The following is a 14,154-nucleotide window of genomic DNA, read 5'->3' on the forward strand; positions in this document are numbered from 1 at the left end:
ATTTATTTTATACTGAAAGGAATTTATAGAAGGGGGAAATAAAGTTGAAAATACTTCGACTTATTTTAGCCATTATTGTTGTTGCAGTATCCAGCTATGGTTTGACGACTGGCAACTCAGAGGTATTAATACCGTATGCTTTGTTATTTTTAGGATTAATGCTTTTAGTTACTGGAATAACTGAATTTAAAGAAAGGCGAAAGGCAAATGCGATTATCTTATTTATTGTGACTGGATTTAGTTTTTTTGTCGCTGCATATACTTTTTAATATTGGCAAGCTAATTATCCGACGACATGTATTTATGTAATTAATCGAATACAAATAAGGGAGGAATGCATTTGAAAAGAAGAGTATTTAGGTTTTCTCCAATTGCTATCGTCGCCATATTTCTTATATTGATAGTCGGGTGTTCTGATAATCCTGAAATAAAGTCACAAGATGAGAATATCCAGACAATTGAAGCTGTGCTACAGAATACCCTTACAGGTCCTGATGATGAATTGAAGCATATATTGGAAGAGGATTTTGACGCTTTAGGACCATACGAAGAAAAGTTATATAAGGATTACTTTGCAGATGAAGCGTCCTACATTGGATTTATTTCCATCTATGGTTCAACAACATTGTTAACGTCGGAAACAAAAGATTATGAATTCGAGGTAACAAAGATTGAATATGAAAAAACAGACTCCAAAGAAATCATTTATAATTTTTCTGTAGAATTACAGTACCAGAAAGAGGGCAGTGAGTTATCAGAAGTTGGAATTGTTGATGGGCAAGCTAATTTGAATGAAGCACATAAAATAGAACGGATATTAATTCGGGCTGGAGATTTTTTGAATGGGTTTGAAAAATAGAATGATTAATTGAAAATTGCTTGTCCATATATTGAGTTTAGGTCAAATATTTGCATAAAGAGTAATTACTTTTTTATTGGAGGAGAAAATATGAAACGTATGCCATTCGAACCACCAACAGATTACTATAATAAGCAAATTGAGATGATAGATGAACAACTATGTAAATTACTTAAGCAACGGAAGGAACTATCAAATAAAAATCCTGGTTTTCCTAATAAAGATTTGGTTTCTGCTTGGGCTGAAAAATACGAGTTCCATGAGGAATTTCTTAATAGTTTGTTTGTTCATTTATTTAACGAAGATATTTATAGACCGGTTGTCGAGCCAAAAGGATTTATTAGAAATATACCGATCCTCAGGTCATTTGAAAAAGATGGTTTGTTCTATTCAATAACATTTTTAGGACAATTTGAAAATGCAAGTGTGGTTCATTTTAATATTGATAAAACGGATTATGATATGCATTTTGAAGATCATTCTTTCTTTGAACTTTCAATTGAGGCAGACGGAGCTGCATATGATTGCCGAGATGAAGGTGGGGGAGGATCCGGAGGGCATATGTCCCACACATTTATTGTTACACCCGCTCTTCCTGACAATAGTTTTGAATATAAATTTGTCTTTAAGGAACAGAAAGGACCATTTCAAAAAACGACGGGATTTGAATTTGTCATATAAATTTTATCCCGAATTAACGGGGTGTAAGATCCTTTACAAAAAGAATTCGAGAAAAATCAAGAATTGTAAGTGTGGGATCAACAGAAAGTCAAAATTCCGATTCTGTTCAACTAACAATCAGTGGGGAATAAAGAACACCCCCACTGAATGAAGTTTCACTTTATCTGCCAGCGAAGTCTTTTAACACGTTTTCTGATGAAAGAAATATATTTTAGGGGAGAACAAGAATGGACCTAGGTAATCCAATTGCTATAGGGAATACTGCCAAAATATACCAACAGAGAGACAAAGTTATTAAAGTATTTCATGACCATTTACCAAATACGGAAGCTCAATATGAAGCGAATAAGCAAAATTTTGCTTATTCCTGTGGTATCTTCGTCCCTGAAATTTTTGATGTTACAGAAATAAATGGAAAACAGGCTATTATTATGGAATACATTAAGGGAGAAACAATAGGAGATTTACTATTTAAAAACACGAAAAAATCTGAGTATTATATGGATGTAGCAATTGAAATCCAACAAAGAATTTATATGGTTAAAACGTATTCTCCAGAGTCGATGATCCCCAAATTAAAGGAAAAAATTAAAATGGCTCCGTCTTTAGATGAGGGGCATAAATCCATTTTAATACGGAATTTGAATTCAATAGAATATGAGAACAGACTCTGTCATGGTGATTTCCATCCTTTTAATTTGATTATGTCAGATAACAAAGTCGCAGTAATTGATTGGGTCGATTCAACCTCAGGAGATATTCGCGCGGATGTATACCGTACTTATTTGCTATACTCCCAGTTTTCCGGCGATTTAGCCGATATGTATTTAAATCGTTACTGTGAAAAAAGTGGTTTGCAACAAGAAGAAGTTATTCAATGGGCTCCAATTATGGCTGCAGCGAGATTATCTGAAAATGTTTCATCAGAAAACGCAGATCGTCTTATTAAAATAATCAATGATTACTGTCCTTTATGAACTTTTATTTTTCAACCGATATGTAAAAAAATAATTTCTACTGTCTAATTTTGATATCTATTCTTTTTCATAGTTAAATTGCAATTAAGTAACATATTTTCAGAATCAAGGTAATAGGACTTATTTTGTTTTACAAATTTATCAATTCACCATACAAATAGTTCATATAATTGTTAACAAAAAAGGTTCAAAACTCCTATATTTCTAGCTTTACGAAAATAAATGACGATTTAAATGATGATGAGTAGGTCTCAATCATCATTTTTATTTTTTTACAAATTAAAATTCCAGCGAGCAGTCTTTCAATTCCTTTTCCTCCCTTATTTCCTGCTATACTCCATTTATTTACGGGAGTAATCTCCTGGGAACTAAAATAGGAAAAAACAATACTAAACTATCAATTTTGAAAATTCAGATTAAAAATGACGCCATTCGACAATAATCCCTCTAGTAATCTACTATACTTTATTTAACAACTAGATTTTTAAGCTAAGAGAACCGGCGATTCACAAAATAAAGGTGGGAAGGGGGCTTTATTAGTTGGAGGCATACGGTTTTAAAATTGAGGGGAGGAAAAGATTTGAGAACGAAGAAAAAACGTCAAATCAAAGCATTTAGTCTTGCCGCGACAGTTTTAATGACATTTACATTACTTACACCTGGTATTTCGCTTGCAGAGTCGAGTAACACGACACAATCTTCTAAGCTACACCAATCATTAAATGATTCGAGTAAAATAGTCGAATCAAAAGTAAGTAAAACATTACTTTCGTCATTTAAGGAAGATGAAAAAGTAACCTTCTTAATTAAATTTAGCGAAAAGGCAGATAGTGCAAAAGTCGCAGCAGATGCAAGGGCAAGTGCAGAAAAAGCGAATCTTTCTGTACAAAAACAAGAGCATGTACAGCGTTCAGCAGTTATCGCTGAACTAAAAGCAGTATCACTTGCTGCACAAGTAAATGTATTGACCTATTTGGAAGAAGAACAAAAACAAGGGAATGTAGATGATTTCCATTCCTATCATATTGTAAATGGCATCGCTGTCACTGCAACAAAAGAAGTTGCAGAGAAGATAGCAGCATTTGCAGAAGTTGAAAAGATTTTACCAAATGAGACTAGGGAATTGTTTACAACGGTATCAACGGAAGCAAAAGCTCCAAAGTCAGAAACTGCTAATATTGAATGGAACGTAGAACGTGTAGGGGCACCAGCAGTTTGGAATATGGGCATTGATGGGACAGGTATTGTCGTTGCGAGTATTGACACAGGAGTTCAATTCGACCATCCTGCACTTGCAGCAAAATACCGTGGCTATGATGCTGCAACTGGTGAAGTAGATCACACGTACAGCTGGTTTGATGCAACAGCAGGCCAAGGTTCACCATATGATGATCAAGGGCATGGTACACATGTTACTGGTACAATGGTTGGCAGTGAAGCCGATGGATCGAATCAGGTTGGGGTAGCTCCAGGGGCAAAATTCATCTCTGCACGGGCGTTTACTGCAGCTGGTGGAACGGATGCAGATTTGCTTGAGGCAGCTGAATGGATATTGGCACCTGGTGGCGATGTGACGAAAGCACCTGATGTTGTGAATAACTCTTGGGGTGGCGGTCCAGGTCTTGATGAATGGTACCGTGATGTTGTCATAACTTGGAGAGCAGCGGAAATTTTCCCTGAGTTCTCTGCAGGTAATACGACATTATTTAACCCTGGTGGTCCAGGATCAATTGCAACACCTGCAAACTATCCGGAATCATTTGCGACAGGCGCAACGGATAGTAATGACAAACTAGCAAGCTTCTCCTTAGAAGGACCTTCACCATATGAAGGAGATATTAAACCAGACATATCGGCACCTGGTGTAAATATTCGATCTTCTGTTCCTGGTGGCGGTTATGAGGGTGGCTGGAATGGAACATCAATGGCAGGACCTGCGGTTTCAGCAGTAGTCGCTTTATTAAAACAAGTTGACTCAAGCTTAACTGTTGACGAAATTGAAGAGATTTTATATGCGACTGCAACACCATTAACGGATGCTGAATATGCACAATCCCCTAATATGGGATATGGTCATGGTTTGATAAATGCATATGATGCTGTTTCTTCCATCGTATCTGGTCTTGGAACATTAAAAGGTCAAGTTTCGAAAGCAGGAGAAGATACGGAAGTACCTACATTTGAGCATGTTGCACCAGTAGAAACCTATGCAGGAATGAACTTAGATTTAGTTATTCAAGCTGCAGATAATGTAAGCGTTTCATCTGTTGTGGTGAATTACGAGAATGCAAATGGGGAAGCAAAAGCTGTTACAGCCAAGCGTGTATCTGGTGACTACAAGAACGGGGAATACGTAGCAACCATTCCAGGTAACGACATTGTAGTGGATGCATTCACCTATTCCGTTAAAGTGAATGATTTCGGCAATAATGAAGTAATAAGTGAAAATTATGTTGTGGCAGTAGCAGCGGGTATTACGGTTGGTTATAGTACTGACTTTGAAACAGCGCCAGCAGGTTGGACGATTTTTGGCGAAAATAGTAGTTGGGCTCATGGAATACCGACAACAGGTCCTGGAAGTGCTGCTTCAGGCGAGTATGTGTATGCAACGAATCCTACAGGCAACTATAATTCCAATGAGAATTCGACTCTAATGATGCCACCAATCGACTTACCAGAAGGAAATTCTTATTTACAATTTAGTCATTGGTATAACCTTGAACGAAATTGGGATTTTGGTCATGTATTTATCTCAACCGATCAAGAGAACTGGACACAGCTTTTACGCATAACGGATGTTAACAATGGTTGGCAAAGTGCTGAAATCGACTTATCAGACTATGCAGGTCAGCGTGTTTATATCGGATTTAATCTAGACACGGATGGAAGCGTAGTTAGAGCTGGTTGGTATATTGATGATGTAGCATTATCCGATACAGCTCAAGGCGTTAGCAAATCATTAGGACTTGCTTCTGAAAAAGGGAAAGCAAATGCTAATTTAGGTGTGGAAAAAGGAGCTAATCAGGCATTGAAGGGTGAGAAAGTAGAGCCAGCAAAAATTGTGCCTGTACTCCCAATTAAAGAAAAGGGTCCGATTGAAGGGGACGCTGTTAGTCCAACACTATTACCAATTGGTGCACAAGTAAATGTACTTGAAAGCGGTAGATCGGTAAACACGAATCCTGCGAATGGAAGTTATTCATTCCTTCATGCTGCTGGAGATTTTACAGTTCAGGCTGAAGCCTATGGATTCCATCCAACTACACAGGAAGTAACAATTGAAAATGATGCATCGACAACAGCTAATTTTACATTAGAGGAAATTGATCAATATTCGGTAAGTGGAACAATAACTGATGAAGATACTGGCGAAGCAATTGAAGGTGCAACCGTTCTGCTTGTAGAAGACGCGAATGTTGAACCAGTTGCTACAGATGCGTCAGGTAATTATTCATTGACTGCATATGAGGGAGCATATACCTTAAAAGTCTTAGCAAGAGGATACCATGGAAAAGAAGTAGAGGTTAATCTTGATGGTACAGATACAACTATTGATGTTGTTCTAGAGCCATTCTACACCGTTCCTGGCGGGGAAATCGGTTATGATGATGGAACTGCTGAGAATGCTAGAGCATTCTATGATGCAGGTAATGGTTGGGCGGTTAGAATGTCATTACCAGAGGGCAAGGATAGTGCGATTGTGACGGAGGGTGTATTCCAATTCCATGATGCAGACTGGCCTGTACCTGGTGGAACAGGGTTTGCAGTAGAGGTGTGGGATGCATCTGGTCCTGATGGAACGCCAGGTAAGAAACTGGCAGGTCCTATTGATGCACAGGCTAATCGAAGCTTGGCTGAGTGGACAGTTGTAGATTTAACGGAGCATGCTATCCAAGTTGAGGGTGATTTCTATATGACCTATATTCAAACTGGAATAAACACGAATGCACCAGGATTAGCTACAGATGAGAATGGAGCAAATGCACAGCGTAGTTATCAAGTAGTTGCTGGAGCATGGTCACCATCACCTGCAGCTGAAGGGAATTATATGATTCGCGCACGTGTTGCCTATGGTGTGGAAAATCCAGTTATCACATCACCTGTTGAAGATTTTGTAACAAACGAAGCCGCTCTTACGGTAGAAGGAAAGGCATCGGCAACAACGACATTACAATTACTCAAAAATGGGGAGGAAATTGGAACTTCTGAGGTTGGTGATGATGGCAAGTTTGCATTGCCAATTGAATTGGCAGAAGGAACCAATGAACTCCAAGCAGTGACACTGATGAATGGCGTTGCAATTGGTGAATCCGAAACGGTTACTGTCACACTTGATACAACCAAGCCAGAGCTCACAATCGACAGTCCTAAGAATGGCGATAAATTGAATCGTGAGACAGTGACAGTAGAAGGAACGGTAAGTGATACGAATCTGGAATGGGTTAAAGTCAACGGTCAAAAGGCTGCCGTTACCTATGGAAAGTATTCGAAACGGATCATTATAGAAAATGGAGCGAACGAAATTAAAGTGGTTGCTCAAGATTCTGCAGGAAATAAAGTAAATAAAAAGATAACAGTAGAAGCAGATTTTGAAGCACCGGAAATTGAAAATCTAACACCAACAGAAGATAAATATCTACGAGCTGGTGAAACGGTGAAAATCGAATTTGATAGTGAAGCAAATCTAAAATCGACATTCGTCATTCATATGCCATTAACCAATACTGTTCAGGATGCCACAGAGTTACCGATAATGGAAACATCTGTCGGCCACTATGTAGGATACTGGACAGCAACAAGTAATGCATATGCAAAAGGTGCAGTAATTGAAGTAAAAGCAGTAGACAGCTTTGGCAATGAAACACGCGCACAAGCAAAAGGAAAATTATATATAAATGTTGAATGATGATGGATGTTAGGTATTGGATTAAGTAGAATGAATAAGAAGCGTCGATACTGATGAGAAATGTAAAAAACTTGGCTATTGCTAGCAGCCAAGTTTTTTTTGATGTTAATCTTCTATTAGAACATGCCTTATCGTTGTCTAACATTAAAAATAGATTAACTTTTTAGCTAATATACAGAAAAAACTTGTGGTTCATACATAAATGGGTAATAATTATTTAGTCAGAGCTTGGTAATTAATTTTGTATGTGATTAAAAAACAGAAAAGGAAGTATAAACATGTCAATCATTCAGGATTTAATCAATTTTATTTTACATATTGATGAACACCTTATTGGTATCATTGATACATTTGGTTTGTGGTCATATGCGCTTTTATTTTTAATCGTCTTTATTGAGACTGGTGTCGTTATTTTTCCTTTTTTACCAGGGGATTCTTTATTGTTTGCCAGTAGCGCTTTAGCGGCAATGGGAGCCTTTAATATAGTGTTCCTTATCATTCTATTTTTTGCTGCAGCCGTTATCGGTGATACGGTCAATTATCACATTGGGAAAAAAATAGGGACATCAATCCCTGAGAATAGTTGGTTAGGGAAATTAATTAATAAAGAAAAGATGAACAAGGCGGAGGATTTCTTTAATAAGCATGGCGGAAAAACGATTATCATTGCACGTTTCATGCCGTTTATTCGCACATTTATCCCATTCGTTGCAGGTGCGAGTAGAATGAATTATCGTTATTTTATTATCAATAATATTATCGGAGCTGCACTATGGGTTCTAATATGTACGATTCTCGGTTATTTATTTGGAAATATTCCAATCATCAAAGAAAATTTCTCGACCGTTATTTTAATCATAATTTTCTTATCTATTTTACCAGCAATCATCACTTATTTGCGGAATCGACTAAAAAATAATTAAGCTTTTGCACTTGCATAATTACTAAAAGTAAGTATAATAACATTATACAACTTAATAATCGATTCCAATCTTCGGGGCAGGGTGCAATTCCCGATCGGCGGTAACGAGTTTGATTACTCGAAGTCCGCGACCCATAAAAGCGATTAGCTTAAGTGGTGGACCTGGTGTGACTCCAGGACCGACAGTTAAAGTCTGGATAAAAGAAGATGTCGAGCCTGATTTTAGTGTATGATAATAATACACTTTAATTTATATATGAATTTTCAAACCCTAAAGCCCCATAGGACTTTAGGGTTTTTATGTACTATTTTTTATAATGGTTGAATAGGCTAAGACTTACTCCTTCATTACGAGAGCGGAATCGATTAGTTGATGAAGGAGGAAAACGATGATGCAAAAAACGAGCAAGCAATCATCAAAATTATTAAAACTTATTATTTTGGCACTACTAGGGACAATTTCACTCGTATTATTTTTCTTAAATTTCCCATTACCATTTTTACCAGGATACTTAAAGATCGATTTTAGCGAGGTGCCAGCGATAATGGCAGGGTTGATTTTCTCGCCAATCGCAGGAATAATTGTCGTTGCGATTAAAAACTTACTATACCTAGCAATATCTGGTGCTGTTGATCCGATTGGAGTTGCAGCAAACTTCCTAGCAGGGTTGATGTTCGTTGTACCAGTTTCCATGATCTATCATAAGTTTAAAAAAGGAACAAAGAGCGTTGTTTCCGGTTTAATAACTGGAACTATTATTATGGCAGTAGGGATGAGTGTACTAAATTATTTCGTCATTTTACCAGCATATGGATGGTTCATGGGATGGGAAATGACAGATCAAGTAATTTGGGCTTCCGTTATGGCGGGTGTTCTGCCATTTAATATAATTAAAGGAATTGTTGTCGCATTACTATTTGTGCCTGTATTTATAAAAATGCGTCGCTGGATTGAACAAAAGCAAGTATCATTAACATAGTAAAAAGGCTAATCTCAACGCGAGATTGGCTTTTTTTGTTGCCACCAAAAAAACAGGCTTGGACTCCCAAACCTGTTTTTTCCCCAACTATTTTCTTTTTGGAACAATTCCAATCGTACATCTTGAGATGCAAATGAGATTGTCTTCCTCATCGGTTATATTAATTTCCCAGACCATCGTCGTTTTTCCGACGTGAAGTGGGGTTGCCATGGCGGTTACAATGCCATCCCGTTTACTTTTAACGTGATTCGCATTTATTTCGATGCCGAATACATGATTCTCCTCCAAATCAACATATGCTGCTGCACCGATGCTTGCTGCTGTTTCGGCAAGTGCGACGCTTGCGCCACCATGCAAGAAACCTGCTGGCTGAATGGTTCGTGAATCAACAGGCATTGTTAATACGACTAATTCTTTATCGATTGATACAACTTCGATTCCAAGTGAGTTTAGTAACGTATTTTCTAAATTCATGACAATTTCCCCCTTATTACACTAATTTGCTAATCAATAACGAAATTGCTAATAAGAAACCATAAATCGTATTGGTGATTCCTGTTGCCTTCATCGCTGGCATCATTTCCAGTGGTGCTGTTTTGCCACGGAAGTTCTGAATGACACTGCGAGCTTTGATTGCACTAAGGAAAGTAATAATTGACCAAATTGGTAGAATACCGATAATCATATAAATTGCAGTTAAAACATATGCGATAATAAATAAGATTGCCAAAAAGGTTATCGCCTTTTCTCTACCGATTAATACAGGGATAGTTTTTCGTCCGCCAATCTCATCTCCATCACGATCACGAATATTATTCGATAAATTAATGCTACCGATAAAGATTGTGATTGGCAGCGAGATCCAAATCATCGTAGCCGTTACTGTACCAGTTTGAATGAAATACGTAATGCCGATAATAACGGATCCCATTAATACGCCCGAGAACAGCTCTCCAAGTGGGGTATAGGAAATAGGGAGTGGTCCACCTGTATATAAATACCCAAATGCCATACAAATAAGTCCAATGACAGCGATCCACCAGCTTGATGCCGCACAAATGTAGACCCCAATTAAAATAGAAATGCCATAAAAAATAAATGCGATATTGCGAATTTTTTTAGGTGCAATGCCATCGCGGACAATTGTACCTCCAATACCAACAGATTCTTCTGTATCTAATCCGCGTTTATGATCAAAGTATTCATTAAACATGTTTGTTGCGGACTGAATTAGCAAGCAAGCGATTAACATGGCAACGAATAATAACCAATTGATTGAACCATCAATATAAGCGATCATTGTTCCAACTGAAACGGGTATAAATGACGCGGTTAAAGTATGTGGGCGCATTAATCGCCACCATACATGAAAGCCTTCTTTTTCATTTAAGGCTTCTTTAACATTAACATTAAGATTGTTTGTAGATTGCATGGAAGTTTTCCCCCTGATTTTCTTTAAATACCATCCTAATTTTAGGCAAATTAAGGGATAGTGTCAATCTTTCAAAAGAAATGCAGTGCCTTTTCTTGAGAAACCTGGCAAAAGAGCATAAAATGAATATGGACGTTTTTTGGTAGGTAAGAAGGTATAAGACTTTCTCACAGCATAAATGTAACTAAGACCGTGAAAATGGATTGTTGTCCCAAGTTTTCTAGTCATCGTATATTACGGAGGTTTACTCACATGATTGAAATAAAGGAAGTGCAGGTTGAAGCATTGTTCGAAAAAGTAATCCAAGGGTTGCAGAACAATGAAAATGCCCGACTTGTTAGCATTACAAAGAAAATACAAACGACGGACGCCCTGGAGTTTTATGAGCAAGCTAGATTTATGGGTAAGAATCGAACCTTTTGGACAAACTCAAATCGAAGTTTGTTTTTAGTAGGGATCGGTGAAGCATATGAAATTGTCGCGAATCAATCTCGCTTCAAAGAAACGAAGCAGCAGTGGGATCATTTATTGGAACAGGCTGTGATTCATAATCCATATCAACTACCAGGTACAGGTGTGATTGCACTCGGAGGTATGTCCTTTGATCCAAAGAAAAATACAACGGAATTATGGAAGCATTTTAAACCGAGTCAATTTATGATACCGGAGTTTCAGCTAGCGAATTATCAAGACGAATCCTATTTTACGATGAATGTTTTCGTGAAGAAGGATGACCATCCAGGCCAATTGGCAGCAGCAACTAGACAATTGGAGGCAAAACTTTTGCAACCGAATCATTTGGAGGCCGAAGCATTAACAATTGATAAAAGGGTAGAAATCGATCCAGAAGGCTGGAAAGAGAGTGTTCGTACAGCAACAAGTGAAATTCGTAACAAGAAGGCAGAGAAAATTGTTCTGGCACGTGAAGTACGCTTAACCTTTAATAAAAAGGCGGAAAGTGGTGCTATCATAAATAAACTGTTAGATACGCAGGCGAATAGTTATATATTTGCATTTGAAAAGCTTGAGGATTGTTTTATCGGTGCAACCCCAGAACGGTTGGTAAAGGTTGAGCAGGATCAGCTTCTTTCAACCTGTTTAGCGGGTACTGCTCCAAGAGGTGAGACAAAAGCAGAGGATGACCGGATCAGCAATGAGCTCTTGCATGATGAAAAAAATCGCCAAGAACATGATTTTGTTGTGCAAATGATTAAGCGGTCGATCAAGGATTATTGTACAGATTTAGTCATTCCGGATGTACCGGTCGTCTATCCACTCAAGAATTTACAACATTTATATACTCCTGTTACAGCTAAACTAAAAGCGGGATACAGTATCTTTGACATTATTGAACAGTTGCATCCAACACCAGCATTAGGTGGTACTCCACGGGAAGAGTCACTAGCATTCATTAGAGAAAATGAAGCACTCGACCGTGGTTGGTATGGTGCTCCAGTCGGCTGGTTGGATAGTAATCAAAACGGAGAATTTGCGGTAGCGATTCGCTCTGCATTAATTCATGGTGACAGTGCATCCTTATTTGCCGGATGTGGCGTAGTTAAGAATTCTGATCCAGAGGAAGAATATGAAGAAACGAATATTAAATTAATGCCAATGCTATCTGTTTTAGGGGGATGAAGGAATGGAACATACAGAAATACTAACCAGATATACAGCTAATTTTGTGGATGAACTCGTAAAGAGCGGTGTAACAGATGTGGTTATCTCACCAGGATCGAGGTCAACCCCAATGGCCCTAACCTTTACTGAACATCCATCCATTAAAGAATGGATACTTATTGATGAGCGTTCTGCGGCATTTTTTGCAATGGGGATTGCGAAACAAACGAAGCGTGCGGTTGCACTACTATGCACTTCGGGAACAGCAGCAGCAAATTATTTCCCTGCCATCGTAGAATCGCATTATAGTAGGGTGCCATTACTCGTTATTACAGCGGATCGACCTCATGAATTACGTGGAGTCGGTGCACCACAAGCGATTGAGCAAGTGAAGTTATACGGGGATTATGTAAAAGAATTTCATGAGATGGCGTTACCTGAAGCCACACCGGAAATGCTAAATTATGTTCGAAATAAGGCGGCACATGCGGTATATATTGCTGAGGAGGGAAATCCAGGTCCTGTTCACCTCAACTTTCCATACCGTGAACCACTTAATCCCGATTTTTCCTTAGATGCAATTTGGGAGCCGACTGGTTACGGTGATTATGAGCGAATCCATCAAGTATCACTTGATGGTCGCAAACGACTTACAACGAAACAATTAGAGCTACTTACTGAAAAGTTAAGTACAAAGAAGAAAGGGGTTATCGTCTGTGGCCCGCAAGTAGATGAAGATTTTGCAGAAGCAGTCACAACACTTGCAGCACATTGGGGTATCCCGATTTTAGCGGATCCTTTGTCACAGGTTCGGTCTGGAAAACATGCAAAGGATAATGTTATCGAAAGCTATGATGCCTTTTTAAGAAATGCAACCATTCGGAAGCAACTGAAACCGGAGTTCATTATTCGCTTTGGGGCGATGCCTGTTTCGAAATCGTATCTTTTCTACTTAAAAGAGAATAAGGACGTCATGCAGTTTGCAATTGAAAACAGTGCAGGCTACCGTGAACCTACTGGAAATAATACGGAATTTATCTTCGCTGATGCTGTAGAGCTTTGTAAGGACCTATTTTCACATGCGCCGGAAATGGATTTCAATCTGGCCTTTCTACAAACGTGGAAGAAAATGAATTACATCGCTAAAACAGAGCTGTTGCATGGTGCTGAGGATCAGATTACAGAAGGCGAAGCAGTACGAGGACTTGTCGATGTCATTCCAGAAAATAGTAGTGTATATGTTGCGAATAGTATGCCAATCCGTGATTTTGATACGTTTATGCTGACAACAGACAAATCATTTACAGTACTGGCAAATCGTGGAGCGAATGGGATTGATGGACTACTCTCTAGTGGGAGTGGTGCAGCAACAGCGGGGAATCCGGTGACAATTGTTAGTGGCGATCTATCGTTTTTCCATGATATGAATGGGCTGCTAGCTGCGAAGCATTATCAGTTGAATGTCACGATTCTGTTAATTAATAATAATGGTGGGGGAATCTTCTCATTCCTATCTCAAGCAAATGATAAAAAACATTTTGAAGCATTATTTGGTACCCCACTGAATATCGACTTCCAGCATGCGGTAACGATGTATGGAGGGGAATATAATCTTGCTAATACAGAAGCAGAGCTGAAAGAAATGCTTACAAAGAGCTTTCAGGAAAAAGGATTACATGTAATTGAAATTAAGACAGATCGTACGGAGAATGTTGACTGGCATCGCGGAAAGTGGCAAACAATCGAACAAGAAATTCTGAAAGGCAAGGAATAATTC

Annotated in this window: 11 protein-coding genes and 1 riboswitch; of the genes, 9 read left to right on the forward strand and 2 right to left on the reverse strand. The window is 38.4% G+C overall.

Annotated elements, in window-relative coordinates; all coding sequences use genetic code 11:
* Positions 1 to 44 precede the first annotated feature (44 nt).
* The 7 genes from CWR48_RS10470 to CWR48_RS10500 all read left to right on the forward strand — a co-directional run bounded on the left by CWR48_RS10470 (position 45) and on the right by CWR48_RS10500 (position 9,325).
* Entirely contained in the window at positions 45 to 269 is a 225-nt protein-coding gene (locus CWR48_RS10470; protein WP_115773189.1) for a DUF3953 domain-containing protein, read from the forward strand.
* 71 nt (positions 270 to 340) lie between these two features.
* Entirely contained in the window at positions 341 to 859 is a 519-nt protein-coding gene (locus CWR48_RS10475) for a hypothetical protein (RefSeq protein ID WP_115773190.1), read from the forward strand.
* Positions 860 to 949: 90 nt separating this feature from the next.
* Positions 950 to 1,540 (forward strand): hypothetical protein, encoded by a 591-nt coding sequence (locus CWR48_RS10480; protein ID WP_115773191.1) that lies wholly within the window; start codon positions 950 to 952, stop codon positions 1,538 to 1,540.
* 227 nt (positions 1,541 to 1,767) lie between these two features.
* On the forward strand, positions 1,768 to 2,517 hold the full coding sequence (locus CWR48_RS10485; protein ID WP_115773192.1) for an aminoglycoside phosphotransferase family protein: 750 nt from the start codon (positions 1,768 to 1,770) through the stop codon (positions 2,515 to 2,517).
* A gap of 580 nt (positions 2,518 to 3,097) precedes the next feature.
* Positions 3,098 to 7,423 (forward strand): S8 family serine peptidase, encoded by a 4,326-nt coding sequence (locus tag CWR48_RS10490; RefSeq protein ID WP_147294883.1) that lies wholly within the window; start codon positions 3,098 to 3,100, stop codon positions 7,421 to 7,423.
* 278 nt (positions 7,424 to 7,701) lie between these two features.
* A complete protein-coding gene (locus CWR48_RS10495; protein ID WP_115773193.1) occupies positions 7,702 to 8,346 on the forward strand; it encodes a VTT domain-containing protein in 645 nt (214 codons plus the stop codon).
* 63 nt (positions 8,347 to 8,409) lie between these two features.
* Positions 8,410 to 8,558: riboswitch (FMN riboswitch) on the forward strand.
* Between the two features lie 179 nt (positions 8,559 to 8,737).
* Positions 8,738 to 9,325, forward strand: a complete 588-nt coding sequence (locus tag CWR48_RS10500; protein ID WP_115773225.1) for an ECF transporter S component — start codon at positions 8,738 to 8,740, stop codon at positions 9,323 to 9,325.
* Positions 9,326 to 9,412: 87 nt separating this feature from the next.
* Here CWR48_RS10500 and CWR48_RS10505 read toward each other — a convergent pair whose 3' ends face one another.
* Positions 9,413 to 9,799 (reverse strand): hotdog fold thioesterase, encoded by a 387-nt coding sequence (locus CWR48_RS10505; RefSeq protein WP_115773194.1) that lies wholly within the window; start codon positions 9,797 to 9,799, stop codon positions 9,413 to 9,415.
* A 16-nt stretch (positions 9,800 to 9,815) separates the two neighbouring features.
* Positions 9,816 to 10,757: a 1,4-dihydroxy-2-naphthoate polyprenyltransferase gene (locus CWR48_RS10510; protein WP_115773195.1), complete on the reverse strand. Its 942-nt coding sequence runs from the start codon at positions 10,755 to 10,757 to the stop codon at positions 9,816 to 9,818.
* 252 nt (positions 10,758 to 11,009) lie between these two features.
* Between CWR48_RS10510 and CWR48_RS10515 the strand changes: the two genes are divergently transcribed.
* Together CWR48_RS10515 and menD are read left to right on the forward strand one after the other, a co-directional pair.
* On the forward strand, positions 11,010 to 12,395 hold the full coding sequence (locus tag CWR48_RS10515) for an isochorismate synthase (protein WP_115773196.1): 1,386 nt from the start codon (positions 11,010 to 11,012) through the stop codon (positions 12,393 to 12,395).
* Positions 12,396 to 12,399: 4 nt separating this feature from the next.
* The gene (menD, locus tag CWR48_RS10520) at positions 12,400 to 14,151 is read left to right on the forward strand and encodes a 2-succinyl-5-enolpyruvyl-6-hydroxy-3-cyclohexene-1-carboxylic-acid synthase (RefSeq protein ID WP_115773197.1); all 1,752 of its coding nucleotides are present in this window, start codon (positions 12,400 to 12,402) and stop codon (positions 14,149 to 14,151) included.
* Positions 14,152 to 14,154: the final 3 nt, after the last annotated feature.

The sequence above is a fragment of the Oceanobacillus arenosus genome (genome assembly GCF_003369575.1).
In the GTDB taxonomy this organism is placed as follows: domain Bacteria; phylum Bacillota; class Bacilli; order Bacillales; family Amphibacillaceae; genus Oceanobacillus; species Oceanobacillus arenosus.